The sequence below is a fragment of the Pseudomonas sp. CFBP 8758 genome, from assembly GCF_014841725.1.
GTDB classification, from domain to species: Bacteria; Pseudomonadota; Gammaproteobacteria; order Pseudomonadales; family Pseudomonadaceae; genus Aquipseudomonas; species Aquipseudomonas baltica.
The window spans coordinates 646,194-670,896 of the sequence record NZ_JACYUK010000002.1 but is presented as its reverse complement, the minus strand read 5'-3'; the positions used below and the strand labels follow the sequence as shown (position 1 = coordinate 670,896).

Annotated in this window: 24 protein-coding genes and 1 pseudogene; 7 read left to right on the top strand and 18 right to left on the bottom strand. The window is 64.4% G+C overall.

Annotated elements, in window-relative coordinates:
- Nucleotides 1-453: 453 nt before the first annotated feature.
- The 9 genes from IFT75_RS06890 to IFT75_RS06850 are packed head-to-tail and all read right to left on the bottom strand — an operon-like array spanning nucleotide 454 to nucleotide 9,194.
- Nucleotides 454-1,200 (bottom strand): fumarylacetoacetate hydrolase family protein, encoded by a 747-nt coding sequence (locus IFT75_RS06890; RefSeq protein ID WP_192053937.1) that lies wholly within the window; start codon nucleotides 1,198-1,200, stop codon nucleotides 454-456.
- Nucleotides 1,197-2,633, bottom strand: a complete 1,437-nt coding sequence (gene hydA, locus IFT75_RS06885) for a dihydropyrimidinase (protein WP_122479146.1) — start codon at nucleotides 2,631-2,633, stop codon at nucleotides 1,197-1,199. The genes IFT75_RS06890 and hydA overlap by 4 nt, the downstream gene beginning before the upstream one ends.
- Nucleotide 2,634: 1 nt before the next feature.
- Nucleotides 2,635-3,363 (bottom strand): maleate cis-trans isomerase family protein, encoded by a 729-nt coding sequence (locus IFT75_RS06880; RefSeq protein ID WP_192053935.1) that lies wholly within the window; start codon nucleotides 3,361-3,363, stop codon nucleotides 2,635-2,637.
- Nucleotides 3,360-4,742 carry an amidohydrolase family protein gene (locus IFT75_RS06875; protein WP_192053933.1) on the bottom strand — a complete coding sequence of 461 codons (1,383 nt, stop codon included), beginning with the start codon at nucleotides 4,740-4,742 and terminating at the stop codon, nucleotides 3,360-3,362. Before IFT75_RS06875 ends, IFT75_RS06880 begins: the two co-directional genes overlap by 4 nt.
- The gene (locus IFT75_RS06870) at nucleotides 4,739-5,536 is read right to left on the bottom strand and encodes an SDR family NAD(P)-dependent oxidoreductase (protein ID WP_199864047.1); all 798 of its coding nucleotides are present in this window, start codon (nucleotides 5,534-5,536) and stop codon (nucleotides 4,739-4,741) included. The genes IFT75_RS06875 and IFT75_RS06870 overlap by 4 nt, the downstream gene beginning before the upstream one ends.
- A complete protein-coding gene (locus IFT75_RS06865) occupies nucleotides 5,533-6,531 on the bottom strand; it encodes an NAD-dependent epimerase/dehydratase family protein (RefSeq protein ID WP_192053931.1) in 999 nt (332 codons plus the stop codon). The genes IFT75_RS06870 and IFT75_RS06865 overlap by 4 nt, the downstream gene beginning before the upstream one ends.
- A 1-nt stretch (nucleotide 6,532) precedes the next feature.
- On the bottom strand, nucleotides 6,533-7,303 hold the full coding sequence (locus IFT75_RS06860; RefSeq protein ID WP_185793842.1) for an ABC transporter ATP-binding protein: 771 nt from the start codon (nucleotides 7,301-7,303) through the stop codon (nucleotides 6,533-6,535).
- A gap of 3 nt (nucleotides 7,304-7,306) precedes the next feature.
- Nucleotides 7,307-8,167 (bottom strand): ABC transporter permease, encoded by an 861-nt coding sequence (locus IFT75_RS06855; RefSeq protein WP_122479152.1) that lies wholly within the window; start codon nucleotides 8,165-8,167, stop codon nucleotides 7,307-7,309.
- Nucleotide 8,168: 1 nt separating this feature from the next.
- A complete protein-coding gene (locus IFT75_RS06850; RefSeq protein WP_192053930.1) occupies nucleotides 8,169-9,194 on the bottom strand; it encodes an ABC transporter substrate-binding protein in 1,026 nt (341 codons plus the stop codon).
- 320 nt (nucleotides 9,195-9,514) lie between these two features.
- Between IFT75_RS06850 and IFT75_RS06845 the strand changes: the two genes are divergently transcribed.
- A complete protein-coding gene (locus IFT75_RS06845; RefSeq protein WP_192103825.1) occupies nucleotides 9,515-10,246 on the top strand; it encodes a GntR family transcriptional regulator in 732 nt (243 codons plus the stop codon).
- A 25-nt stretch (nucleotides 10,247-10,271) separates the two neighbouring features.
- A complete protein-coding gene (locus tag IFT75_RS06840; RefSeq protein WP_192053926.1) occupies nucleotides 10,272-11,006 on the top strand; it encodes an aspartate/glutamate racemase family protein in 735 nt (244 codons plus the stop codon).
- Nucleotides 11,007-11,085: 79 nt separating this feature from the next.
- Here IFT75_RS06840 and IFT75_RS06835 read toward each other — a convergent pair whose 3' ends face one another.
- Complete coding sequence (locus IFT75_RS06835) at nucleotides 11,086-12,522, bottom strand: amidase (RefSeq protein ID WP_199864046.1); 1,437 nt, start codon at nucleotides 12,520-12,522, stop codon at nucleotides 11,086-11,088.
- Between the two features lie 321 nt (nucleotides 12,523-12,843).
- Between IFT75_RS06835 and IFT75_RS06830 the strand changes: the two genes are divergently transcribed.
- Genes IFT75_RS06830 through IFT75_RS06810 form a run of 5 tightly spaced genes read left to right on the top strand, consistent with a single transcriptional unit; the run spans nucleotide 12,844 to nucleotide 17,440 of the window.
- Entirely contained in the window at nucleotides 12,844-13,938 is a 1,095-nt protein-coding gene (locus tag IFT75_RS06830) for an ABC transporter ATP-binding protein (RefSeq protein ID WP_192053924.1), read from the top strand.
- Nucleotides 13,939-13,968: 30 nt separating this feature from the next.
- Nucleotides 13,969-15,015: an ABC transporter substrate-binding protein gene (locus tag IFT75_RS06825; RefSeq protein ID WP_192049657.1), complete on the top strand. Its 1,047-nt coding sequence runs from the start codon at nucleotides 13,969-13,971 to the stop codon at nucleotides 15,013-15,015.
- A gap of 44 nt (nucleotides 15,016-15,059) precedes the next feature.
- The gene (locus IFT75_RS06820) at nucleotides 15,060-15,917 is read left to right on the top strand and encodes an ABC transporter permease subunit (protein WP_192053922.1); all 858 of its coding nucleotides are present in this window, start codon (nucleotides 15,060-15,062) and stop codon (nucleotides 15,915-15,917) included.
- 2 nt (nucleotides 15,918-15,919) lie between these two features.
- The gene (locus IFT75_RS06815; RefSeq protein ID WP_197975745.1) at nucleotides 15,920-16,732 is read left to right on the top strand and encodes an ABC transporter permease; all 813 of its coding nucleotides are present in this window, start codon (nucleotides 15,920-15,922) and stop codon (nucleotides 16,730-16,732) included.
- Between the two features lie 30 nt (nucleotides 16,733-16,762).
- Complete coding sequence (locus tag IFT75_RS06810; protein WP_185793850.1) at nucleotides 16,763-17,440, top strand: GntR family transcriptional regulator; 678 nt, start codon at nucleotides 16,763-16,765, stop codon at nucleotides 17,438-17,440.
- A gap of 12 nt (nucleotides 17,441-17,452) precedes the next feature.
- Here the strand turns inward: IFT75_RS06810 and IFT75_RS06805 are convergent, their stop codons facing one another.
- The 8 genes and pseudogenes from IFT75_RS06805 to IFT75_RS06770 form a co-directional block, all read right to left on the bottom strand.
- Nucleotides 17,453-18,361, bottom strand: a complete 909-nt coding sequence (locus tag IFT75_RS06805; protein WP_185793851.1) for a polysaccharide deacetylase family protein — start codon at nucleotides 18,359-18,361, stop codon at nucleotides 17,453-17,455.
- A gap of 45 nt (nucleotides 18,362-18,406) precedes the next feature.
- The gene (locus IFT75_RS06800; protein ID WP_122479161.1) at nucleotides 18,407-19,279 is read right to left on the bottom strand and encodes a MurR/RpiR family transcriptional regulator; all 873 of its coding nucleotides are present in this window, start codon (nucleotides 19,277-19,279) and stop codon (nucleotides 18,407-18,409) included.
- A gap of 21 nt (nucleotides 19,280-19,300) precedes the next feature.
- A complete protein-coding gene (locus tag IFT75_RS06795) occupies nucleotides 19,301-20,548 on the bottom strand; it encodes a cysteine desulfurase-like protein (RefSeq protein WP_192053921.1) in 1,248 nt (415 codons plus the stop codon).
- 37 nt (nucleotides 20,549-20,585) lie between these two features.
- Nucleotides 20,586-21,320 carry an amino acid ABC transporter ATP-binding protein gene (locus IFT75_RS06790; RefSeq protein ID WP_122479163.1) on the bottom strand — a complete coding sequence of 245 codons (735 nt, stop codon included), beginning with the start codon at nucleotides 21,318-21,320 and terminating at the stop codon, nucleotides 20,586-20,588.
- A complete protein-coding gene (locus tag IFT75_RS06785) occupies nucleotides 21,317-21,994 on the bottom strand; it encodes an amino acid ABC transporter permease (protein WP_122479164.1) in 678 nt (225 codons plus the stop codon). The genes IFT75_RS06790 and IFT75_RS06785 overlap by 4 nt, the downstream gene beginning before the upstream one ends.
- 51 nt (nucleotides 21,995-22,045) lie before the next feature.
- Nucleotides 22,046-22,822 carry a transporter substrate-binding domain-containing protein gene (locus IFT75_RS06780; RefSeq protein WP_185793854.1) on the bottom strand — a complete coding sequence of 259 codons (777 nt, stop codon included), beginning with the start codon at nucleotides 22,820-22,822 and terminating at the stop codon, nucleotides 22,046-22,048.
- A gap of 365 nt (nucleotides 22,823-23,187) precedes the next feature.
- A pseudogene (gene scpB, locus IFT75_RS06775) lies at nucleotides 23,188-23,925 on the bottom strand (SMC-Scp complex subunit ScpB); the annotation flags it as partial.
- On the bottom strand, nucleotides 23,922-24,623 hold the full coding sequence (locus tag IFT75_RS06770; RefSeq protein WP_192053966.1) for a segregation and condensation protein A: 702 nt from the start codon (nucleotides 24,621-24,623) through the stop codon (nucleotides 23,922-23,924). The pseudogene scpB and the gene IFT75_RS06770, both read right to left, overlap by 4 nt.
- Nucleotides 24,624-24,703: the final 80 nt, after the last annotated feature.

The following is a 24,703-nucleotide window of genomic DNA, read 5'->3' as shown; positions in this document are numbered from 1 at the left end:
GAGATGGCGCTCGATCCCCGTGGCAGCGCATGACCACTGTAGGAGCGGTCCGTGGCCGCGAAGGGGCCAGCGCAGGCGGCAAGCATACCGCGGCGCACCTTTCGCGGCCGATGACCGCTCCTACGGGAGATGGCGCTCGATCCCCGTGGCAGCGCATGACCACTGTAGGAGCGGTCCATGGCCGCGAAGGGGCCAGCGCAGGCGGCAAGCATAGCGCGGCGCACCTTTCGCGGCCGATGACCGCTCCTACGGGAGATGGCGCGATCCCCGTGGCAGCGCATGACCACTGTAGGGGCGGTCCATGGCCGCGAAGGGGCCAGCGCAGGCGGCAAGCATAGCGCGGCGCACCTTTCGCGGCCTATGGCCGCTCCTACGGAAGATGGCGTGATCCCCGTGGCAGCGCATGACCACTGTAGGAGCGGTCCGTGGCCGCGAAGGGCGCAACGCGGTGGGTCAGGTGGCGAGGGTTACGGTGCCGATGCCGGGGAAGTCGACTTCGATGCTGGCGCCTGGGGGCGCCCAGTGGATACCGGTCCAGCTTCCGGTGGCGATCAGATCGCCCGCGCGCAGCGGGTTGCCCAGTGCGACAGCGTGTCGCGCCAGCCATGGCAGGGAGTTCAACGGTTCGCGGAACGGATGGCTGCCCAGGCCACGCACCACTTGTTCGCCGTCGATACGCAGCGTTGCGGCCTGGGCCGACCAGTCGGGGATGGACGCCAGCGTTACAGGCAGGCCAACGATCAACTCACGGTTGAGCTGCTGGTCGGCCAGTCGCAGCAGGGCATCGGCCTGGATGCCGTCGACCCAGCGCGTATCGCACAACTCGATGCCCGGCATCCAGGCGTCGATGGCCGCATAGGCGGCGGCCAGGTCGGTGTGTTCGTCCAGATCCCGGGACAAGCGCACGAACAGCTCGCCTTCGATACCCAACGCGTGGCAGTGCCCGGGCGGCACCTGCCACCCGGATGCGCGTACGGTACCGGCCGGCACGCCTGCGGCACTGATGAGGCTGCCCGGCGCACCTCCCAGTTTCCAGGCCCGCGCGGGCGCGTGGACAAACCAGCCCATCGCCTCGGCCACCCGCCGCTGCACGTCATACGCCTGCGCCTCGCTGTCCAGACGCAAGCCTTCGACCGGCTGCTGCCGACCCTCGCGCCAAGCGCGAATGAGCCGCTGCGCCACCTGCTCGACCGCGCTCACAGCGGCAACTCGGTGTTGCGCCGACGCACCTGCGCCGGTGCCGGACGCTCGCAGGGCAAAAACTGGCCCCGCCCCGCTTCGCCGCGAGGCTCACCGTCCCATACCACTTCGCCGCGCGACAGGGTGATGGCCGGCCAGGCGCTCAGCTGCATGCCGGCGTAAGGGGTGTAGTCGACGTTGTGGTGCAACATCTCGTTGCTGATCGACACCGGCTGCCCTTCGTCCCAGATCACCAGATCGGCATCGGCGCCGATGGCGATACTGCCCTTGCGCGGGTACAGCCCGTACATCTTCGCAGCGTTGGTCGACGTCAGCGCGACGAAACTTTGCGCCGTGATGCGCCCGGTGCGCACGCCTTCGGACCACAACAGCGCCATGCGTGTTTCCACACCGGGAATGCCGTTGGCGATCTGGTCGAACGACACGTCTTCGCCGTGGGCCTTCTTGCCATCGGGGCCGTCGTAACGAAACGGCGCGTGGTCGGACGAGAAGATCTCGAACGAACCGTTTTCCAGCCCGTCCCAGATCACCTGCTGGTTTGCGGCGTCCCGAGGCGGTGGGCTGCAGATGCATTTGGCGCCTTCGAAGCTGTCGTCGCAGCCCAGCGAGTCGGCGGTCAGAAACAGGTATTGCGGGCAGGTTTCGGCATACACCTTCAAACCGTGGTTCTGCGCCCAGCGAATCTGCTCCACGGCCTCGCGACCCGACACGTGGACGATGAGAATGGGCACATCCACCAGTTCGGCCAAGGCAATGGCGCGGTGCGTGGCCTCGCGTTCCACCAGCATCGGTCGCGAGCTGGCGTGGTAGCGCGGCGCGCTGAGCCCGGCCGCCAGCAGCCGCTCGGTGAGCCAGGCGATGCAGTCGCTGTTCTCGGCATGCAACATGACCATGGCGCCTTCGCGGCGGGCCACGGACAGGGTTTCGAGAATCTCTCGATCGCCCAGTTTCAGCGCGTCGTAGGTCATGTAGATCTTGAACGAGGTATAGCCCTCGGCGATCAGTGCCGGCAATTCCTCACGCAGGACCTGCGGCGTGGGGTCGGTGACGATCAGGTGAAAGGCGTAGTCGATCACCGGCTTGTTGCCTGCCCGGCGATGGTAGTCATCCACTGCTGCACGCAGGGTTTCACCCTTCTGCTGACAGGCGAAAGGAATCACCGTGGTGGTCCCGCCGCAGGCCGCCGACACCGTGCCGCTGAAAAAGTCGTCGGCCATGACCGAGCCGTCGCCGGTGGGCTGGTCCAGGTGCACATGGCTGTCGATGCCGCCCGGGGTCACGTGCCGGCCGGCCGCGTCGATTTCCGCAAGGCCCGGAGGCAGCTCCAGGGCCAGGGCAACGATGCGCCCGTCGCGAATGCCGATGTCACTGGTGAAGGTGTCTGCGGCAGTGACCACGCGAGCGTTGCGAATAACCGTATCGAAAGGTTGCATATCAAGCCTCTTCAAGCAGTAGCCGGCCCCAGCCGGTCAAGCGACGTGTGTCCACGCCGGTCATGTTCAACATGTCCCAGAGCACCGTCGTCACCGTGTCGAACACCGGTACCCCGTGCTGGCGCTCCCAGGACTCGGCGCGGTGGGCGGCGTGCAGGTTGGTGCAGAAGGTGGAGATGGCCTCGGCACCGGCCGCGACCACCTCGGCCACCTGACGATCCAGGATAGCTTCGTCCACTTCGGCAAAGGAAAAATTGTCCTGCAGCGACAGGTGGCTTTCGGCGCTGGCATCGATACCCAGAGCGGCATAATTGGCAACGATCCTTGCCTGCACATCCGCCAGATACGGCGAGACCAGGCCCAGGCGGCGAATGCCGAAGCGGTGCAGCGCCTTGTTCAGTGCCAGCACCGAGGTCGTCGCCGGTATCGCCGTGGCCTCGGTAATGGCCTGGCACAGCGCCACGTCGGTATCGAAACCCAGCCATCCGGCAGAGGTACCGCTCCAGCCGATGACATCGACATGGGCATCGGCCAGCAAGCGCGCCGCGTCCAGAATCCGCTCGCGCTGGAACTGGCCCAGCGCGTCGGCGCTGAGGGCGATCTGGGTGACACTGAAGCGTGAGAAATGCACGCTGACTTCCGGGAGGTTGGCTATCAACGCCTGGGTCAGCGGCTCCAGTGCAGTGTTCGAGGAAGGCGTAAGCACGCCCAGGCGAATACGGCGGGTCATGCTGGACCTCCAGTGATCGCGTGCGAGGAAGGATAGGCGCGCAGAGGGTTTTCACAACGTTGCCACAGGTCGCGGCACACGGTGTCGGCTGCGGCACGTACACAGGCTTCGTCGACCTGAGTCGAGCGGCCTTGGTCGATCACCACCCGACCGTCAACGATCACGGTTTCGACGTCGGCTCCGGTGGCGTTGTGCACCAAACTGCCCAGCGCATCGATACAGGGAGTGAGGTGGAGCTGTCGATAGTCGAGGATGGCCAGGTCAGCCAACTGGCCGACCGCCAATCGACCCAGATGGTCGCCCCAACCCAGCGCCGCGGCGCCGTTGACGGTGGCCATGCGCAGCACGTCGCGTGGTTGCCAGTCGTCGGCCACCCGCCCGGCACTCAACCGCCCTACCGCCAGCGCCCAGCGCATCACCTCGATCATGTCGCCGTGCATGGTGTCGGTCGCCAGGCACAGGCGCGCGCCGGCCTGCAGCAGGCGACGCGTCGGCGCTACCCGTCCGGACATGGCGTTGCCGACCGGGATGTGCACGACATGGGCACCGGAGGCGCCGATGCGGGCGATGTCCTCGTCATCCACGTGAATGCAGTGACCGGCCAGCAGGCGCGAATCGAGCATCCCCAGCTCATCGAGCAGTTGCACCGGCGAGCGGCCATGGGTGGCGCGCACCCAATCCAGTTCGTCCTGGCTTTGCGCCAGGTGCGTGCTGATCTGCAGATTATGGCGGCGGGCCAAGGCATCGATCTGGCGCAGGAAGTCCAGCGAGCAGGTGTCGGGCGCGTGAGCGGTCAGGTGGGCCTGGATACGTCCGTCGGCTTGCCCTGCCCAGCGTTCGACGAAGGCCTCGGCGTGGTCCAGCTGGGCCAGGCCACGCTTTAGGTCGAAGCGCCGCGTGCCCTGCAGCACCGAAGCGAAATCGACATCGGCCAGACGTTGGCTGGCGAACAGGCGCACACCTGTTTCGGCCATGCCTGCCACGGTGTGCTCGGCATGCACGAAGCTGTCCACAAGCGTGGTGCAACCCGCCCGCAGCGCTTCGAGTGCACCAAGGCGGGACAACGCCAGTGCTTCTTCCGGGCTGAGCCATGAAGCCTGTGGCAGGCCGGGGGTGTAGGACGGCGCGAAGCCGCAGTCCGGCGCCACCCCCCGGACGAAATTCAGGCCGGCATGGTAATGGGTATTGACGAAGCCGGGCACCACCACCCGGCCCGGCAGGTGCAGATGCCGCACGGCTTTGGGCGCAGCCTGGTGGGCTGGCCCGACGTGGGCGATGCGTTGGCCACGGATGCCCAGGCTTGCGGACTGCGCACGGCCGTCGACCGGGTCCAGCAGCACGGCGCCGGTAATCAGTAGATCCAGTGGGTTGTCGATCATGCGGCCATCCACCCGCCGTCCACCATCAACGTGGTGCCGGTGATGAAGCTGGCCTCGGCGCTGGCCAGAAACAGCACGGCCTTGGCGACATCGTCGGGATGGCCCAACCGCGGCCAGGGGGTACGCCGCGTGGCCCGCTCCATCACCGCCGGGTCGACCGCCCGGCCACCGGCGCCGGTCTGGATCTTGCCGGGCGCCACCGCGTTGCAGACGATGCGCTGCTCGGCATAGTCGCTGGCGACCTGCCGGGTGAGGTAATCCACAGCCGCCTTGCTCACGCCATAGGCCAAGTCCTGGGGTGCGGCAATCATGCCGTGTTGCGAAGACAGGTTGACGATGCGCCCGCGGGTTTCGCCGACCAGCGCCTGGCCGACCATTTGCCGCACGGCAGCCCGGCAACAGCGGTAGACACCCCCCAGATTGACGTCCAGGACACGCTGCCAGTCGGCCTCGTCGAGCTCGAGCAAGGGCCGCGCGTGGCGGATGCAGGCGTTGTTGACCAGCACATCGAGGCGCCCGAAGCGCGCTACCGTGGTCTTGACCAGGGCTTCGACCTGAGCGCTGTCGGCAACGTCAGTCTGCACGAACAGGGCCTGGTGGCCAGCGGCGCGAATCAGGTCGGCGGTTGGCTCGCCGCCCTCGATGACAGCCGTGGTGACATCGGCGATGACCACGCAGGCACCGTGGCTTGCCAGGTGCCAGGCAATGGCGCGGCCGATGCCGGAGGCCGCACCAGTGACGATGCACACCTGGCCCGCCATGCTCGATGAGTTCGCCAAAAGGGTGGGGGTCATGGGTTCACCGTTGTCTGGGGGCCTGCCACGTGGGCAAGCCAGTGATGAAAGTCGTGATCGGCAGCGTCGATGTCGAATCGCGGAACGAAACCGCAGTCGTCGCGCAGACGGTCGAGCGCCATGCTCGCCCGGTCGTAGTCGGCGTACAGCTCGATGTTCGGTGTTTCACCCGGCGCCGCCAGACGCCAGCGAAAGTCCGGGAAGCGTGTGGCCAGACGCGTGCACCATTGACTGAGCGGCCATTGGAAACCCGCCGCCAGGTTGTAGAGGGGATATCGCCACTGCGGCTGGTCCAGCAGGCAGCCGATAGCCCGCGCGGCGTCGCGGACATACAGCCAGTCGCGCAGGCTGTCGCGCACCAGGATCGCCGTGCCGCCACTGCGGGCCACTTGCAACAATTGCAGCGGTGCGCTGAGGGTGTCGCGCACGCCGGTGTCGGCTTCCCAGGGCCCGAAGCAAGTGCCCAGGCGGCCGATGACCAAGGGCAACCCATGCAGTTGGGCAAGGCGCCGCGCCGCGTCCTCGGCGCTGCGCTTGGATTGGCCGTACAGGCCCTCGGGGGCCAGGGCGGAACGTGCTTCGTCGAGCAACGGTGCGTGACGCCCGGTGGTGCCGTAGACCGAGCCCGAGCTGATGTGCACCAGCCGCGACACGCCGCACTCGGCGCTCGCGCCGATGGCCGCAAGCACCCCGCCCACGTTCACTTCGAAGATCGCCTGGGGCGCCAATCGCTCGCGCTCGGCATCGGCGGTGATGGCGGCCAGGGTCACCACTCGCTGGGGGCGATGACGACCCATGACCATGCGCAGGTCCGTCGCGTCACGCACATCACCTCGATGCTCGGTGAACCGCCCCGGCAGTCTGGCGAACGCAGCCTGCGCCTGCGCAGGTATCGGCCCCAGGTCGAAGCCGATCACGTCCTCACCCGCCGCCAGCAAGTGCTCGCTCAACGCCAGGCCGACGAAGCCACTGCTGCCGGTGATCAGCGTCTTCATCTCAGACGCTTTCCCGCACAGGTTCCGGCCGCAGCAGCGACAGGATATGCCGCTTGTAGTCATTGAAGGCCTTGCTGGTCGGGTCGCGCGGACGTTCGAGCTCGATCGGCAGCAGCTCGCGAATGCGTCCCGGACGTGCCGACATCACGGCGACATGGGTACCCAGGGCCAGCGACTCATCGATACCATGGGTGACGAACACGATGGTGCTCTGACTTTCGCGCCAGATCCGGATCAGCTCGGCGTGCATGTCCATCTTGGTCTGCTCGTCCAACGCACCGAAGGGCTCGTCCATGAGGATCACCTCAGGGTTCATCAGCAAGGCTCGGGCAATACCCACGCGCTGATTCATGCCGCCGGACAGCTCGCTGGGGAAGTGATTCTCGAAGCCGGCCAGGCCCACCATTTCGATGAATTTCTGCGCCTTCTCCCGGCGTATCTCCTTGCCCACACCGCGCATCTTCAAGTGGAACGCAACGTTCTCCCAGACCGGCAACCAAGGCATCAGGTTGGCCTGCTGGAACACCACGCCACGGTCTGCCCCCGGTGCGGTGATCGACTGCCCGCCGACGCTGACCGTGCCGTGGGTGGGGTGGTCGAAGCCGGCGATCATGTTCAGCAGGGTCGACTTGCCGCAGCCACTGGGGCCCAGCAGGCAAAGAAATTCGTTGCGTGCCACGGTCAGGCTGACATCGTCCAGGGCCACGATGCCGGTGGGTCGCTTGGGGTCTTCGAACACGCGCGAGACGCGGTCGATGGTGATCAGTGCCATGCCTCAGCCCTCCTTCTGCAACGTGGAACCGCGCTGCCAGCGCAACAGGTATGCGCCCACCCGCTTGATCGCATAGTCACTGAGAAAACCCAGCAGGCCGATGCTGACCATGGAAGCGATGACGATGTCGTAACGCAGGAAGTAATAGGAATCCCACAGCACGTAACCGACGCCGCTTTTAACCGCGACCATTTCCGCGGTGACGGTGAGCATCCACGCCGAGCCGATGGCGATGCGCAGGCCGGAGAAGATGCTCGGCAGCGCCGCCGGGAAGACGATGTAAAGCAGTAGTCTGCTTGGCGTACCACCGGTCATGGCGCCTGCCCGCAACAGGTTGCGGTCACAGTTCTTGACGCCGTGAATGGTGCTCAACAGCACCGGGAAGAATGCGCCCATGAACACCAGGAAGATCGCCGGCTTGTCGGCAATGCCGAACCAGATGATCGCCAGGGGAATCCAGGACACCGGCGGGATCGGGCGCAGAATCTGCAGCACCGGCTCGAACAGGTTTTCTGCGGTGCGCGACCAACCGATGGCCATGCCCGCGCCGATGCCCAGCAAGGCGGCCAGGGCAAAGCCTGCGAACACCCGGAACGAACTGGCCGCCACATCGAGAATCCAGTGACCGCTGTAGCTTTGCGTATTGCCATCGGTGGCAAAGACCCAGTCTGCCCAGGCGATGATGACTTGGGACGGCGCCGGCAGGAGCGCGCGCGGCAAAATCCCGGAGCGGGAAAAGATCTCCCAGCCGACCAGCAGCAACACCGGCACGATGCCGCGTTCGATGCGCTTGTACAGGCGCCGGGCCAGGGACGGGCCATGCCCTCGCCCGACCCCGTGCGCCTTGATGGCGGTACTTTTCATCTCAATACCCCAGCTCGGTTTTCGGCTTGCCGGTCACCGCTTCCAGAAAGCTGTAGTCCAGGTTCTTCTCTACCTGCTCGCTGACATCGGTGCTGATGTACTTGAGGTCGCGCATCATTTGCGCAATGGCTACGGCCGAGGCGCGGTGCATGGCGTAGTCGGGGTAGAGGTTGTCGACCGCGCCGGTGGCGATGGCCTTGTCCAGGCCGGTGACTTTCTGGATGGTGTCGATGAACAGCGGCTTGTCGCTGGCCATCAGGTCATTGACCTTGACGATGGAACGCACGGTTTCCTCGACGCCCTTGCGGTTGTCCTCGATCACATCGGAGCGGGTAACGATCAGGTTGGTCAACTTGCCAGCCGCCTGGTCGTAGGGAAAGTCGAAGAACTTGGCCGCCTTGACCTCGCGGATCTGGGTGGCGAACGGGTCCACCGAAGTGATCAGCTCCACTTCGCCGCGGCGCAGTGCCTGCACGTGGTCAGACGGGTTGGGGATGTTGATGAATTGCACATCCTTGTTGATATCGATGCCGTGCTTGAGGAACGCCCCACGCATATGGATATCCTGCGCATTGCCGCGCGAGGCGGCGACCCGGAACGGCTTGTCCTCGGCCTTGTACTTGTCGATGAGCGCCTTCAAGCCGACCCAGTCGCCTGGCTGCAGCGGCAGGTCGTTGCCCACCAGAATCTGCGAGCCGCCGTTGATCTGCCCGGACACGGCCACCACGTCGAACCCCTTGTCCAGCGCAGTGGCGTAATGCAGGTAGGTGACCTGCGCCACGTCGATGCTCTTGGACAGCAGCGCCGTGAGCACGTCGTTGCCGGTGTTGAAGGCAATGGCGTCGAGTTTCACCCCGGCGGCGTTTTGCGGCGTCAGGGACAACGGCGTGCAGTGGGCGCACTTGGCATAACCGAGTTTGACCGGCTTGGCTTCGTCGGCATGCGACATGGCCATCATGCCGAGGCTCAACACCAAGGCCGAAACGGCACGCTTGAGCAAGGTAGTGGACGAACGAATAGCTGGCATCGGGCTTCTCCAATTGTCACTAAAGGCTGAGGCTTTGTGGCAAAGAGTTTGCAACGGCTATGCCATGTTCGTGGCACCATTTGAAAACCGCATTGCTTTCCATGGGCGCCTTTGGTGTCCAGGCCCTGTACGGCGGGGCTTGTGTGATCGCGCGGTGCCGCTTTCACGTTCGGCGGCGGCTGACGTGGTGACGAGATGAGCAGGCTCAATAAAGCACTCCGTGGCGGCGAATGAGTTGCGACGGTGCATGTTTGGACAATCGCTCACCATTTTGTGACAATCCACCATTGACCGTAATCAGGCTGACGAGGATCGCGCACGTGCTCAACTCGGAAACACTTTCTCCTGCACCTCGCAAGGCCCGCAGTACCGGGCAGATCCTGGGCACCGGCAGTACCCGCGATGGCATCTACGAGCGCATCCTCAACGCCGTGATGGAACATCGCCTGATCCCCGGCACCAAGCTGGTGGAGGAGAAGCTGGCCGGCGTGTTCCAGGTCAATCGCACACGTATCCGCGAGGTGCTCGCGCGGTTGGCCCACGAAGGGATCGTCACCACTATCCCCAATCGCGGTGCCTTCATCGCCAGCCCCTCGGTGGAAGAAGCCCGGCATATTTTCCAGGCCAGACGCATTCTCGAGCCCGCGCTGATCCGCAGCCTGGTGGCCAAGGCCGACAGCCAGCAGTTTCGTCGCCTGCACGCCCATGTGGCCGAAGAACGCGCCGCGCGCGAGACAGGCGACAAACGCGCGGTAATTCGCCTGTCGGGCGAGTTTCATCTGTTGATCGCACAGATGGTCGACAGCCCGCCGCTGATCAAACTGATGCGCGAACTGTCTTCGCTGACCTGCTTGATCATTCTGCTGTACGACTCGCCCAACGTGCCTGCCTGCCCCAACCATGAGCACACCGAAATCGTCGAGGCCATGGAACAGGGTGAGGTCGAGGCAGCCATCGGCTTGATGCTGGGCCACCTCGACCATATCGAGGCCACGCTCGACCTGTCGCTGGAAGATGAGGCCGAGGTCGACCTGCACGCTATTTTCGGCTAACGCCACCCGACCGCCCGGAGTCGCCATGAGACTGCTGATCATCAACCCCAATATCTCCCAGAGCGTCACCGACCTGATCGAGACGGAAGCGCGCCGCACAGCAGCAACGGACACGCAGATCCAGATGGCCACGGCACCCAGTGGCGTGGCCTACATCGAAACCCGCTTCGAAGCCTTGCTTGGCGCCCACGCGGCCGCCGTTATCGCCGGAGAACGTCAGGGCAGCTATGACGCCGTGCTGGTGGCGGCGTTCGGCGATCCGGGCCTGCTCGCACTCAAGGAAGTGCTGGACGTGCCGGTGGTGGGCATGACCGAGGCGGCCCTGATGACGGCCGCGCAGCTGGGCCAGCGGATCTCGATCATCGCCATTTCCCGACGCATCACCAGTTGGTACCGCGAGTGCGTGGCACAGAACGGCATGCTCGACCGCCTGGCCAGCATTCGTCATCTGGACCGCCCGTTGCGCGACGCCGGCAGCGTCCAGGAAGATCATGCCGAGCGCCTACTGGAGCTCAGCCACCTGGCGGTGAACGAAGATGGCGCCGACGTGCTGATCCTCGCCGGTGCCCCGTTGGCCGGGCTGGCACGGGGGTTGGCCGGTCGGTTGCCGGTTCCGGTGGTGGACGGCGTGTCGTGCGGCGTGGCTCAGGCGCAGTTGTTGCACCGCCTGCAGGCCGGTCGGGCCACCCAAGGCAGCTTCGCCCGCCCACCCGCCAAACCCAACCAAGGCTTGCCAGCGGGCTTGCAGGCCCTCCTGTAGCAGCGGCGCAAGCCGCGTCCGGGTTCACCGCGGTGTGCCTGCCAAACCGCATGTGCCGCCGACGCGGCTTGCGCCGCTGCTACAGGGGTTGGGGGATACCTTGGTTGCGCAGCATGGGCGCCTCGAACGACAGGCCTAGCACGCGCTCCATTTCCGCGGCGGCCTGAAGCACGCGCCCGTCCATGTAGCGCGGGGCGATCACCTGCAGGCCTACCGGAAGTCCCTGCTTGCCGAACCCGCAGGGCAACGACAGTGCGGGTACCCCGCAGTAGTTGAACACCGGGGTATAGCCGGCATGTCCGCGCGGCCCGGCCGGCTGGCCGCCGATGGTGGCGGGCCCCAGCTGTCCCACGGCCCAGGCCTCTACCGGTGCGGTCGGGCACAACAGCAGATCGTAGTCATCGAAAAACGCGGCCAGGGTGATCGACAACCCATTGCGCAACGCTAGCAGACGCGCGGTTTGCACCCCGGACAACGCTCTGCCCAGCTCTATCTGCGCCAGAATATCCGGATCCAGCTGCTGCAACTGCTCATCCGCCAGCGCACCGAATTGCGCAGCCAGCGCCGTGTGCTGCAAGCCCAGCAGCGCATAGCCTTCCAGGCCGCCTGGCCAGCGCGGGCTGGCCAGCTCGATGGACCAGCCATCGCGCTCCAGCGTTGCCAGCGCGGCAACCATCGCACTGGCAACATCGCTGTCCAGTGGCAGGCCCAGCCCCAGGTCCGGCGACCAGGCAATGCGCAGCGAGCGCGGCGCTCGCGGCGTCTGGGCTAGCGACTGAGCGCTAAAATGCGGCTGCGACAAGGGGTCGGAGGGGCACCAGGCGAACAAACTGCGGGCCATGAGTGCAACGTCCTCGACATCGCGTCCCAGTTGGCCGATCACCGAGAGCAGATGGTTCGGGTCGGCGAACCCCCAGGGATTGGGCACGGCACCCAGGCTCGGCTTGAAGCCGACCAGCCCGGTGTGCGCGGCCGGTCGCCGGGTAGAGCCGCCGGCGTCGGTGGCCAGGGCCAATGGTCCTAACCCGGCCGCCACTGCAGCCACCGCGCCGCCCGACGACCCGCCGGGGGTCAGCTCGAGGTTCCACGGGTTGCGGGTGGTGCCGTGCAGCGGATTGGTGGTGATGCCCTTGCAGGCAAACTCGGAGCAGTTGGTCATCCCGAGCGCCACGCCGCCCAGTTCGCCAAGGCGTTGCACGCACCACGAATCGCGTGGCGCCACGAAGTCGGCAAACACCCTGGAACCGAAACTCGCCGGTCGGCCGCCCAACCAGAGGTTGTCCTTGACGCTGAACGGTACGCCGGCCAAAGGCAGGTATTGCTTGGCGGCGACCCGCTGGTCGCTGGTACGCGCTCGAGCCAGCACGTCGGCCCGCTGGTAATCGATGAACGCATTGAGCGACGGATTCAACCGCTCGAGACGATCGCACACCGCTGTCGCCACCTCGACCGCGCTCAGCTGACGGGTGTTGACCAGGTGAGCGATCTGCTGCGCCTTGAGACGATGAATATCCATGGGTCACTCCACTGCGAAAGGCTGATACCGCTGTTTCAGCAAGATCCGCGCCGCCGGACGCAGGTGCCGTGACCGCGGGTGCGGGCAAGCAGGTCAGGCGGCTGGCGAGCGACATAATGGTGAACATGCTTAGATTGAGCACTGATTCGGTGCAATATTTAGTTAACTATTTTGTGCACAATCCTGATACCAGGGTAACCCGCATCCAGCTATCGGTTTATTTAAAACAACGAGTTAAACCGTGGGATGACCGGCTCTGTCCTGCTTGGCACATGCATTGCTTCGAGCCAGATAACCTAGTTCAGCACTGCGAGCCACCGCATGACGACTGCCACCGCCGGTTTCGACCTTACCCTGGACGACATCTTCCATCAGTACGCCGGTGCAGCTCCGGCGGTCGACCACATCACCCTGGAAGTAGCCGCCGGCGAACTGGTGGCGCTGCTGGGCCCCTCCGGCTGTGGCAAAACCACCCTGCTGCGCATCATCGGCGGGTTCCAGCCGCAGACCTCGGGCAAGGTGGTGATCGGCGGCAAGCTCATCGACCACCTGCCCCCGCATCACCGCGACATCGGCATCGTGTTCCAGAACTACGCCTTGTTTCCCCACCTGAGCGTGGCCGAAAACATCGCCTACGGTCTGGATGCGCGCGGCGTGCCACGCTCGCGGCGCAAGCAGCGCATCGATGAAATGCTCGAGATGATCCAGCTGGGTCATCTGGCCGACCGCTATCCGCGCCAGCTTTCCGGTGGCCAGCAGCAGCGCGTGGCGCTGGCCCGGGCATTGGCCGTGGAACCGCGCATCCTGTTGCTCGACGAACCGTTCTCGGCCCTGGACAAAAGCCTGCGCATGGACATGCAGATCGAGATCAAGCGGCTCCAGCGCCAGTCGGGCGTGACCTGCGTGATGGTCACCCACGACCAGGAGGAAGCGCTGTCGATGGCCGACCGCGTGGCGGTGCTCAACGCCGGCCGGCTGGAGCAGTTCGCCGCGCCTTCGAAAATCTACGATTCGCCCGGCAGCCTGTTCGTCAATACCTTCGTCGGCAGCGCCAACGTGCTGCCCGGGACCCTGGAAAGCTACGCCGGGGAGTCGGCCCGGATACGCCTGGCCGACGGCAGCCTGCTGGCCTGCCGTACGCCGCGCGACGCCCGGCCCGGCAGCGCCGTGGTGGCGTGCATTCGTCCGGAGAATCTGGAGCTGACGAAGGCAGGCGACGGATTTCCCGCACAGGTCGAACTCGGCCTACCGCTGGGCCCTTCGATCGTCCACGAAATGCTCACGCCCGGCGGACAGCGGATCAAGATTGCTTCGCCGCGCGGCCTGGGTGCCGAGCCATTGAAGCCCGGCACTCAGGTAAGCCTGAGGCCTATCAGCGCCCATGCGATCACCACGTTTACCGCGCCCAGCCTGTAGCCCTGAACTGACCCGCACGAGGAATCGACGATGGATATTTCCCGCAGACGCATCATGCAATCCGCCCTGGCCTTGGGTGCACTGCAGCTGTTCCCGCAGTTGACCATGGCCCAGGCGCGCAATCTGGTGTTCGCGACGTTTACCGGCAGCTGGGAAGAAGCACACAAGGCCGTGCTGGTGCCTGCCGCGCTGGAACACATGAAAGACGCGAACATCATTCTCGACCCGATGATCTCTGTCGACCAGATCTCCAAGGTCATGGCCTCCCGTGAACATCCGCCCATCGACGTCATGTTGCACGATCCGGGCCCTGCCCTGACCGCCATCGAACAGGGCTTGATCGAGCCCTACCCGGTGGCGGACAGCGCCTACTACCAGCAGCTGATGCCCGAAGCCCAAGACCCGATGGGGCCGAGCATCTTCTATCAGATCGTTGGCCTGACCTATAACCCGGACACTATCCAGACCCCTCCCGACTCCTGGATGGACCTGTGGAAGCCCGAGTACAAGGGCCGGGTAGGCATCACCAACATGAACTCCTCCCTGGGCACCGGCTTCATGGTCGAGCTGGCCAAACTGCATGGCGGCTCGGACAGCAACATCGAACCGGCCTTTGAACTGCTGGCCAAACTCAAGCCCAACCTGGCCGCCGTCGCCGCCAACCCCGGTCAACTGGCGTCGCTGTTCCAGCAAGGCCAGATCGACATCAGCCCAGGCAACTTCAACGCCATCCAGATCCTCAAGGCCCGTGGCGTACCGGTGGAATGGGTGGCGCCCAAGGAAGGCGCGATCGCGTTCAAGACCAGTATCCATATCGTCAAGAACTCACCGAATCGCGATCTGGCTTTCGCCTTGATCGAGGCGTCGATGTCGCCCCAGGTGCAATCGCAGCTGATGGAAGCGCCGTACCTGGTAGTGCCGACCAACATGCAGGTGAAGATGTCTGGCGAGATAGCCGAATCACTGGCCAAGGATCAGGCAGAAATGAAGTCGCGGTTTCGCTTTCAGGACTGGAAGGTGATCAATCCGAACCGGGCGGCCTGGATCGAGCGCTTCAACAAGGACATCCAGGTCTGAGCCATGCCTGAAGCCATCCCTTCCCGCTGTGAGGAGTGCGGCACGTGAGCACCCGAAACCATGACGTCACCGTGTACAGCCTGCGCTACGGCCTGCCGTTGGCAGCATTCTTCGTGCTGTTCTTCATCACGCCGCTGTTGTTGCTGGTGCTGGTCAGCCTGCACGACGACACCGCCGTCAGCGTCTGGGGCGTGGCGCAATACGCGAAGATCTTCGGCGAAGGCCTGGCCCTGCGCGTGCTTGGCGATACCTTGTGGCTCGGCGTGCAGGTTACCGTGCTGTGCCTGACCCTGGGCTACGCTCTGGCCTGGGCCTACGTGCGCAGCTCGCCGACCACCCAGAAGGTGCTGATGATGATCATCGTCATGCCCCTGCTGACCAGCGTGGTGGTGCGCACCTTCGCCTGGGTAGTGATCCTCGGGCGCCAGGGCATCGTCAACGAACTGCTGCTGGGCTGGGCATGGATCGACAAGCCACTGCGCCTGCTCTACTCCCGCGAAGGATTGATCTGGGCCCTGGCCAATGTGCAGTTGCCGCTGATGACCCTGCCCCTGATCACTACCTTGCAACGCCTGGAAAGCAATCTGGAGGATGCCTCCGCCGCCTTGGGCGCCAATGCCTGGCGCACCTTCCGGCGGATCACCGTGCCGCTGTCGCTACCGGGCATCATCGCCGGCAGCCTGCTGACCTTCTCGGCGACCATCACCGCCTTCATCACTCAGTCTCTGGTAGGTGGCGGGCAGATGCTGTTCATGCCGATGTACATCTACCAGCAGGCGTCGGCCCTGCAGAACTGGCCATACGCGGCAGCCATCTCACTGGTGTTCCTGGTGGCCGTGATCGGCTGCGTGACGCTGTTGAGCTATTTGGGCCGCCTCAGCAAGGGGTACGCGACCACATGAGCATGGGACGTCGAAACGACCTGTCGGACATCGCCCTCAAGGGCACCCTCTATCTGGTGGCCTGGGCCGCCCTTATCCTGTTGCTGGCACCGACGCTGATCGTGCTGATCGTCTCGTTCACCGACAGCTACTCGCTGCGCTTTCCGCCTCAGGGCTTCTCGACACGCTGGTATGTCGCCCTGCTCAAGGCGTTCACCCTGCATTTCGCGGCGTGGAACAGCTTTCTGGTGGCGTCGATGACCACGCTTCTGTGTGTGGTCATGGGCACTGCCGCCTCGCTGGCCATCGCCCGTTCCACGAGCAAGACAGCGCGCTGCCTCGATGCGCTGTTCATGTCACCGTTGATTCTGCCGGGGCTGGCGTTCGGCCTGTCGGCATTGATCTTTTTCAGCGAGCTGGGCGTGCCGGTATCGATGACGACGCTGGTGATCGGTCACACCGTGGTCTGCGTACCCTACGTCATCCGTACCACCTCTTCGGCGCTGATGCAGTTGCCGCCGGCGCTGCTGGAAAGCGCTGCCAGCCTGGGTGCTTCGAGAGCGCACGCGTTGCGGCGCATCACCCTACCGCTGATTGCGCCAGGCATCGCGGCCGGGGCATTCATTGCGTTCATGTCTTCGTTCGATAACACTGCCGTCTCGCTGTTCCTGCGCGACGCACGCACCGACATGCTGCCGATCCGCATGTGGCAGGACCTGGAGAGCAAACTGGACGTCACCATTGCCGCCCTGTCCAGCGTGCTGGTGATCGTCACTCTGGTGATGATGGTAGTGATGGAAAAATTGACCGGCATCAGTCGGCGCATCCGCGGCTGACCGCGGGCAAGGGTACGTCAGGAAACGGATATGGATCTGAACACACCACAGGATGCCGATGGCATCGCCGAACACATTACCATCGCCATCATGGAGCACCGCCTGCCGCCGGGTATCAAGCTGGCCGAGGAGAAACTTGCGATCGCGTTTGGCGTGGGCCGCAACAAGATTCGCCAGGCGCTCATGGCGCTGGCCAAGGAAGGCTTGGTCAAGCTGCACCCCAACCGAGGCGCGTTCGTCACCAGCCCCACCGTGCAGGAAACCCGTGACCTGTTCGCCACCCGCCGGTTGCTTGAACCGGAGATCATTCGCAATGTCATCCACCGCTCGACCAAGGCCCAGCGCAAGCCTTTACATGCCCACCTGAAAAAGGAGGCCCTGGCGCGCAAGAACCAGGATCGGCGCGCCTTGATCAAGCTGTCCGGGGATTTCCACAGCCTGCTGGCCGAGATCGGTGGCAACAGCTTCATCACTCGCATCATGCGCCAGCTGTGTCCGGTGACGTCGCTGATGCACGCGCTCTACGACGGTCCGCAGATGCATGCCTGCCCCGAGGACGAACACAGCGCGATCGTCGCCGCCATCGAAGCCCAGGACGAAAAACGTGCCATTGCCCTGATGCTGCATCACCTCGCCCACGTGGAAAGCGTGCTGGACCTGAGCCAGGAACAGCACAGCGCAATCAGGTGGGAGAGTGTCTTCGGGTAAAGAGAGCCGCTTTCACACTGCGGCAGCGTCACGCTCCAGCCACGCCTGGGCGATCTGCTCGCGAGTGGCGAACCACACGCCTTCGTGGCCCTGTGCGTACTCGATGAACTTCTGCAAGGCGCGTATCCGGCCCGGGCGTCCGACCATGCGCGGGTGCAGGCCGACGGACATCATGCGCAGGCCGTCTGCAGATTCTTCGTGCAGCACCTCGAAGCTTTCCTTCATGTACTCGAGAAAGTCGGAAGCCTGGGACAGGCCCGGCGAATTCCAGTAGCGGAAATCATTGACGTCACTGGTGTACGGCACCACCAGGCGGCGTTTGCCTTCGACGTCGACGAAGTACGGCACGTCATCGTTGTAGGCATCGGAGTCGTAGAGGAAACCGCCCTCCTCGGCCACCAGGCGACGGGTGCGCACGCTGGCGCCATAGCGGCAGTACCAGCCTACCGGGCGCTTGCCGCAGGTGCGCTGGAAGGACTCGATGGCCAGGCGAATGTGCTCGCGCTCCTGCTCCTCGGTGAGGCGGAACACTTCCTCCCAACGGTAGCCATGGCTGCATACTTCATGGCCCAGCTCGACCGCCGCCCGCGCCACGTCGGGGTTCTGCTCGAAGGCCACCGCGCAGGCATGGAACGTGGCAGGCACGTTGGCCTTCTGCAGAATCTGCAGGATGCGCCAGATACCGACCCGCGAGCCGTATTCGTACATCGATTCCATGGCCAGGTTGCGTACGCCATCGGGAAACTGATAGCTGCCCCACTCGGTCATGCTTTCCTGATCGGGATCGCCCATGGCCAGGGACCGTTCGGAGCCTTCCTCGTAGTTGATGACCAGGCTGATCGCCAGCCGGGCGCCATTGGGCCAGGTACCCTGGGGACGTTGCTGGCCATAGCCGACCAGATCTCTTAGGGGTGATGTCACGGTACGGCTCTCCAGCAGGTTGGGCAAAATGCCGGGCCTGGGGCCTCAGCAGTCGATATCTTTCAAAGCGTCGTGGTCGATGCCGCCAAAGGTTTCACCTGCGGCGAAGGCCAGGCCCATGGCCAGTGTCTGGGCCACGCAGAACGCGGCGGTCAACGAGCGAAAGCCAAGCAGTTCGGCGTCGTCGACTTCGATCATCACCGAGGCGCATTGGCCGATGGGGCTGAGCAGGCTGTCGGTGATGGCAACGATAGGCGTACCGGCCGCCACCGCCTGGTTGCAGGCGTCGATGGTTTCCTGGGCATACGGGGGGAAGCTCACCGCCACCAGCACGTCGTCACCGTGCAGCGCGCCGACCTGCTCGCGCAGGCTGCCGCCCAGGCCGCTGATGTGCACGGCGCGCCGGCCGACACGGCTCAGGGCATAGCTGAGGTAGGCAGCCATCGGAAACGAACGGCGCATGCCCACCACGAACGTGGTGCGCGCCTGTTGCAGCAAGCCGATGGCCTGTTCCAGCGCCTGCACCTGCTGCCCTTCGGCAAGGTGTTCGAGGGAGACGATGTTGGCCCGGCTGAAGGCGCCGAGCATGGCGCCCACATCGGTCGGGTCGTCGAGCAACTGTTCGCCGCGATAATGGCGAATACGTTCCTTGAAGCTGCCCTGCCCGGCTTTCTCCAGCGGCGCCTTGCACACCCGCTGCAGGTCGCTGAAACCACCAAAGCCCAAGGCCTGGGCCAGACGAATGAACGCCGAAGCGGGGATCTGCGAACGCGCGGCCAGGGCCGCGACCGTGTTGAGCGCTACATCATGGGGGTGCTCGATCACGTACTGGGCGGCATCGCGCATGCGCGCAGTGAGTTTGTCCTGCCCCACCGCAATGGCGCTGCGCAGTTCTTCAAGGGTGTGCGGTAATGGCATGGTTCAGTGGCTCGATGGCGGTCAGCTGGGACGCAGGTCTGCGATGGCTCGGGCCAGGCATTCCACCAGCCGCGTCATTTCATCGACGGTGTTGTAGTGCGCAATGGAAACGCGTACCACCCCTCCCTGAGGTGCCAGGCCCAGTTCTTCGATCAAGTGACGGGCATAGAAGTCACCAAAACGAATGCCGATGCGTGCCGCGTCCACCTGTCGCACGATGGCCTCGGACTGCACGCCCTCGACGACGAAGCTGATGGTCGGTACCCGGTCGCCCGCGGTCACCCGTGGTTTGCCGATGATGCGTACGCCGTCGGCCTCGCGCAGATAGCCCAGCAGAATCTCGGCCAAGAGGTTTTCCTGCACCTCGAACGCATCGAAGGCCGCCTGCATGATCTGCCGCTCGCTGCCTACGGTGCCCAGGCGCCGGCCGATGTCCAGCAGGTAGTCACTGATGCCCATGCAACCGTAGGACAGTTCGTAGTTGACGTTGCCCGGCTGCAGCTTGTACGGCAGCACGTCCTGGCCGATGAAGAAATGGTTGAGGCTGGGCAGTTCCAGCAGCAGTTCGCGCTTGCCCCACAGCACCGCGAAATGCGGGCCGAACACTTTGTAGAAGCTGAACACGTAATAGTCGGCGCCGCTGGCCTGCACATCGACCAGACGGTGCGGTGCGTACGCCACCGCGTCCACCACCAGCTTGGCACCGCAAGCGTGCACGCGCTCGGCGACCTGCGCGACCGGGTTGACGCTGCCCAGAATGTTCGACGCGTGGGTCATCGCCACGTAACGCGTGCGCGGCCCGAGAAGTTGCTCCAGGTCGCGCAGCTCCAGCTCCAGGCTCGACGGATCCACCGACCATACGCGCAGGGTGGCCCCGCGCTCTTGGCACAGGCGCTGCCAGGGGCCGATGTTGGCTTCGTGGTCGCTGTGCGTGACGATGATCTCGTCGCCCGCGCCGATCGACGGCGCAATCGCCCGAGCCAGCAGCTGCAGCAACAAGGTGGTCGAACCGGCCATCACACACTCTTCAGAGTGGCGGGCGTTGATCAACTGGGCCACCGAGGCGCGTGCTTCCAGCACTTTCTCACCGGCCTTGACCGATGGCGCGTACGAGGCGCCCAGTTGCACCGCGTGGTTGAGCAGGTACTCGGTGATGCGCTCGGCCACCGGCTTGAGCACCGCCGAGCCGCCGGCGTTGTCCAGGTAGCCGTAGCCGTCGGCGAGTGCGGGAAATTGGCGACGGACGTAGTCGATATCGAGGGCAGTCAAAGTGAGTCTCCCGTTTGCTTGTTAGGGGTAGAGCCTGTCAGTGGTGCAGGATGGCCTGCAGGAATGCCTGGGTACGGGGTTCCTGGGGCGCGGTGAAGAAGGCCTGGGGATGGTTCTGTTCGATGATGCGCCCGGTTTCCATGAAGATCACCCGGTCGGCGACCTTGCGCGCGAAGCCCATCTCGTGGGTCACCACGATCATGGTCACCCCGGAACGGGCAAGGTTCTGCATCACGTCGAGCACTTCGCCGACCATTTCCGGGTCCAGCGCCGAGGTCGGCTCGTCGAACAGGATCACCCGTGGCTCCATGGCCATGGTCCGGGCGATCGCGACCCGTTGCTGCTGGCCCCCGGACAACTGGCTGGGGTACTTGTCGGCATGTGCGGACATACCGACCTTTTCCAGCAACAGCCGCGCGCGCTCCTGGGCATCACGTCGGTTCATGCCGCGCACGCGCACCGGCGCCAGGGCCACGTTGGCGAGCACGGTGAGGTGGGGGTAGAGATTGAAGTTCTGAAACACCATGCCCACTTCGCAGCGGATGCCGGCAAGCTTGGGGCCGGTTTCCACGCGCTGCCCGGAAACCCGGATGTCGCCACCCTGGTAGGGCTCGAGCAGGTTGATGCAGCGAATCAGGGTGGACTTGCCCGACCCCGAAGGCCCCAGGATCACCACCACTTCGCCCTGGGCGACAGTCAGGTTGATGTCGCTGAGGGCCTGGAATGGCCCGTAGAACTTGTCCAGTCGTTCGATTTCGATGACGTTGCTCATGCGCGCTTGCCTCCGCTGCCGTTGCGACGCTCTACCCAGCTGACCAGCTGCACCAGTGGCAGCAGCAACAACAGGTACATGATCGCCGCCCCCACCAGCGGCGTTGGATTGGCCGACAGCGCCTGGGCCTGGGTGGCCTGCTTGAGCAGGTCGGGCATGGCGACCACTGACGCCAGTGCCGTGTCCTTCATGACGTTGATGCAGTTGCTGGTCATGGGCGGCAAGACGATGCGCATGGCCTGGGGCAGGATCACGTCGCGCATGGTGTTGAAGAAGCTCATGCCCTGGGAAGCCGCCGCTTCGAACTGACCCTTGGGGATAGCCTCGATGCCGGAACGGAAGATCTCCGCCGAATAGGCGCACGACACCAGGGACAGCGCGGCCGTGGCAGCAGCGAAGGACGACAGGCGAATGCCGACGAAGGGCAAGGCGTAGTAGATCAACACCAGCAGGACCAGCAGCGGTATGGACCGCAGCACATCGATGTACACCCGTGCCAGCCAGCGCACGGGGGTGTAGCCGTACAATCTGAGCATGGCCAGCAGCAGACCGCCGGCCAGGCCCAGCACGATACTCACCACGCCGAGCAATATGGTCACGCCAAGGCCGCGCAGCATCAAAGGCAGCGCGTCGACGAACACGTCCCAGTTGAAGAAAGTCTGTAGCAACTCCATGAACGGTTACCTTGGTCGTGGGCCGGTAGCGGGCGGGCCGAAGCGCGGTGCTTATTGCGGAACGTCGACGACTTTCACGGTGCTGGAGTCGTCTGCGGCGGCCGCACCGAACCACTTCTTGTGCAGGTCGGCGATCACGCCGTCTTTTTTCATCTCGCTGATGATCGTGTTCACTCGCGCGCCTTCGGCCCAGCCCTTGGCGTGCATCAGCGAGTATTTCTCGCCGGTGGGAATGCGCGCGACCACGGCATACTGTGGCTTGTCCTTGATGTAATAGAGCACGGCCGGAATGTCGCTGATGTAGCCATCCATGCGCCCGGACGCCAGGTCGAGCATGGCCGGCGACAGCCCTTCGTAGCGCGAGATGTCCTTGAACTTGTACTCGCCCTGATGCTTGGCGGCCCACATGTCCCCGGTCGAACCGGTGTCGACGCCGACCACTTTGCCGCTCATGTCATCCAGGCCCTTGATGCCGGACTTGGTCAGCACCGACAGCGACTGGTCGCTGTCGTAGTACGGCTGCGCGAACCCTACCGATTCCAGACGCTTGGGCGTGATGGTGATGGAAGAAATGGCGATGTCGGCGCGCTTGGACTGCACGGCGCTGAACAGGCCATTGAACGGGATGTTGACGAACTCCACGGTCTTGCCGGCGCGCTTGGCGACTTCCTTCACCACGTCGACTTCAAAGCCGACGATGTCGCCCTTGGCGTCCTGGAACTCCCAGGGCACATTGCCCACGTTGGCACCGACGGTCCAATCGGCAGCCAGTGCCGAGGCCGAAAACGCAGTGGCCACAGCCATGCTCAAAAGTAATTTCACGCTCATGTCCAGCTCCCCGATTCACGTCAGTGCCAATGGCGGCCTGGGTGCTTGCGCAGGCCTGTCAAGAACGAGACTAGGGCCAAGGATCAAATACTTCAAGAAATAAATTTAATGAATTAAATGCTCCACAGGAGGGCAGTACGTGCCCGCATTGGTGCATCTGGCAAACGCAGGAAGCGTACGGTATGGCGGCTGCCGGACGCAGCACACAGGCCAAGGGCGCACCTTGGCAGAGCATGTTCACACCCCTCCCCGTAGGAGCGGTCAGTGGCCGCGAAAGCCTCGATGCGGTCCACCTGCCCCACCGCGCCGCCCTTTTCGCGGGCAGAGCCCGCTCCCGCAGGTCTACCTTGCAATCAGCGGTCGTCGTCGGTCGGCGCGGGGTTCTGGAGCAGGTCGTCGAAGTCGATCTTGAGGCCCTGTTCCATGGAATCAAGCTCCACCAGCAACGATCGAAAGCTGGTCTCGTCCTTGGCCGGGGCTTCGCCCTCGGCGCTGGCATCGGCCAGCGCCTGCAGATGAGCAGGCACTGGCGCATCGTCGTCGTGGTCTTCGAGGATGGTTTCGGGTTCCATCTCGCGCAGCACTGCCAATGGGGGCAGCTCATCGAGGCTCTTGAGGTTGAAATGGTCGAGAAACGCCTTGGTGGTGGCGAACATCGCCGGCCGGCCCGGCACGTCGCGATAGCCCACCACGCGGATCCACTCGCGTTCCACCAGCGTCTTGACGATATTGCTGTTGACCGCCACGCCACGCACGTCCTCGATCTCGCCACGGGTGATGGGCTGGCGATAGGCGATCAACGCCATGGTTTCCAGCAACGCGCGGGAGTAGCGCTGCGGGCGTTCCTCCCACAATCGACCTACCCAGGGCGCGTATCTTTCGCGGATCTGCAAGCGGTAGCCCGAGGCGACCTCCACCAACTCGAAAGCGCGCTTTTCGCAGGACTTGCCCAGCACCTCCAGGGCCTTCTTGAACACCGCCGGCTCCGGCCGCTCGGCTTCCTCGAACAGCTCATGGAGGCGTTCCAGAGACTGCGGCTTTCCGGAGGCCAGCAGAAAGGCTTCGAGCAGTGGCGCCAGATCGCGCGGGTCAGTCAGATTCATTGTTCGGCTCGGGCGCGCACATGGATAGCGGCAAAGGCGTCATTCTGCACCAGTTCGATCAACTGCTCCTTGACCAGTTCGAGAATGGCCATGAAGGTGACCACCACGCCCAGCTTGCCCTCCTCGGCACCGAACAGCTTGACGAAAGGCACGAAGCCACCGCCGCGCAGGCGTTCGAGCACTTGGCTCATGCGTTCGCGGGTCGACAAGGCCTCGCGGCTGACCTGATGGCTTTCGAACATGTCGCTGCGCCGTAACACGTCGGCCATCGACATCAGCAGCTCTTCCAGGCTGACCTCGGGCAGCAGCTTGCGTACCTTGGCCTGAGGTGCATCGAGCTTGGGCACGTAGAGGTCGCGGCCTACCCGCTTGAGGGTATCGATACCTTCGGCGGCGGCCTTGAAGCGCTCGTATTCCTGCAGGCGGCGAATCAGCTCGGCCCGCGGGTCGTGCTCGTCATCCTCGACCACGGCGCTGCGCGGCAACAGCATGCGCGATTTGATCTCCGCAAGCATGGCGGCCATCACCAGATATTCGGCGGCCAACTCCAGGCGTACGGTTTTCATCAGCTCGACGTAGCCCATGTACTGACGGGTGATCTCCGCCACGGGAATGTCGAGGATGTCGATGTTCTGCTTGCGGATCAGGTACAGCAACAGGTCGAGCGGGCCTTCGAATGCTTCGAGGAACACCTCCAGCGCATCCGGCGGGATGTACAGGTCCTGCGGCATCTGGGTGAACGCCTGGCCGTAGACCAGCGCCAGTTGCAGCTGCTCGG

Bases quoted from the DNA above. Each gene is read 5' to 3' on its own strand.
- hydA (WP_122479146.1), bottom strand. From the start codon at position 2,633: ATGCAACCTTTCGATACGGTTATTCGCAACGCTCGCGTGGTCACTGCC.
- IFT75_RS06880 (WP_192053935.1), bottom strand. From the start codon at position 3,363: ATGACCCGCCGTATTCGCCTGGGCGTGCTTACGCCTTCCTCGAACACT.
- IFT75_RS06875 (WP_192053933.1), bottom strand. From the start codon at position 4,742: ATGATCGACAACCCACTGGATCTACTGATTACCGGCGCCGTGCTGCTG.
- IFT75_RS06870 (WP_199864047.1), bottom strand. From the start codon at position 5,536: ATGACCCCCACCCTTTTGGCGAACTCATCGAGCATGGCGGGCCAGGTG.
- IFT75_RS06865 (WP_192053931.1), bottom strand. From the start codon at position 6,531: ATGAAGACGCTGATCACCGGCAGCAGTGGCTTCGTCGGCCTGGCGTTG.
- IFT75_RS06860 (WP_185793842.1), bottom strand. From the start codon at position 7,303: ATGGCACTGATCACCATCGACCGCGTCTCGCGCGTGTTCGAAGACCCC.
- IFT75_RS06855 (WP_122479152.1), bottom strand. From the start codon at position 8,167: ATGAAAAGTACCGCCATCAAGGCGCACGGGGTCGGGCGAGGGCATGGC.
- IFT75_RS06850 (WP_192053930.1), bottom strand. From the start codon at position 9,194: ATGCCAGCTATTCGTTCGTCCACTACCTTGCTCAAGCGTGCCGTTTCG.
- IFT75_RS06840 (WP_192053926.1), top strand. From the start codon at position 10,272: ATGAGACTGCTGATCATCAACCCCAATATCTCCCAGAGCGTCACCGAC.
- IFT75_RS06835 (WP_199864046.1), bottom strand. From the start codon at position 12,522: ATGGATATTCATCGTCTCAAGGCGCAGCAGATCGCTCACCTGGTCAAC.
- IFT75_RS06830 (WP_192053924.1), top strand. From the start codon at position 12,844: ATGACGACTGCCACCGCCGGTTTCGACCTTACCCTGGACGACATCTTC.
- IFT75_RS06825 (WP_192049657.1), top strand. From the start codon at position 13,969: ATGGATATTTCCCGCAGACGCATCATGCAATCCGCCCTGGCCTTGGGT.
- IFT75_RS06815 (WP_197975745.1), top strand. From the start codon at position 15,920: ATGGGACGTCGAAACGACCTGTCGGACATCGCCCTCAAGGGCACCCTC.
- IFT75_RS06810 (WP_185793850.1), top strand. From the start codon at position 16,763: ATGGATCTGAACACACCACAGGATGCCGATGGCATCGCCGAACACATT.
- IFT75_RS06800 (WP_122479161.1), bottom strand. From the start codon at position 19,279: ATGCCATTACCGCACACCCTTGAAGAACTGCGCAGCGCCATTGCGGTG.
- IFT75_RS06790 (WP_122479163.1), bottom strand. From the start codon at position 21,320: ATGAGCAACGTCATCGAAATCGAACGACTGGACAAGTTCTACGGGCCA.
- IFT75_RS06785 (WP_122479164.1), bottom strand. From the start codon at position 21,994: ATGGAGTTGCTACAGACTTTCTTCAACTGGGACGTGTTCGTCGACGCG.
- IFT75_RS06780 (WP_185793854.1), bottom strand. From the start codon at position 22,822: ATGAGCGTGAAATTACTTTTGAGCATGGCTGTGGCCACTGCGTTTTCG.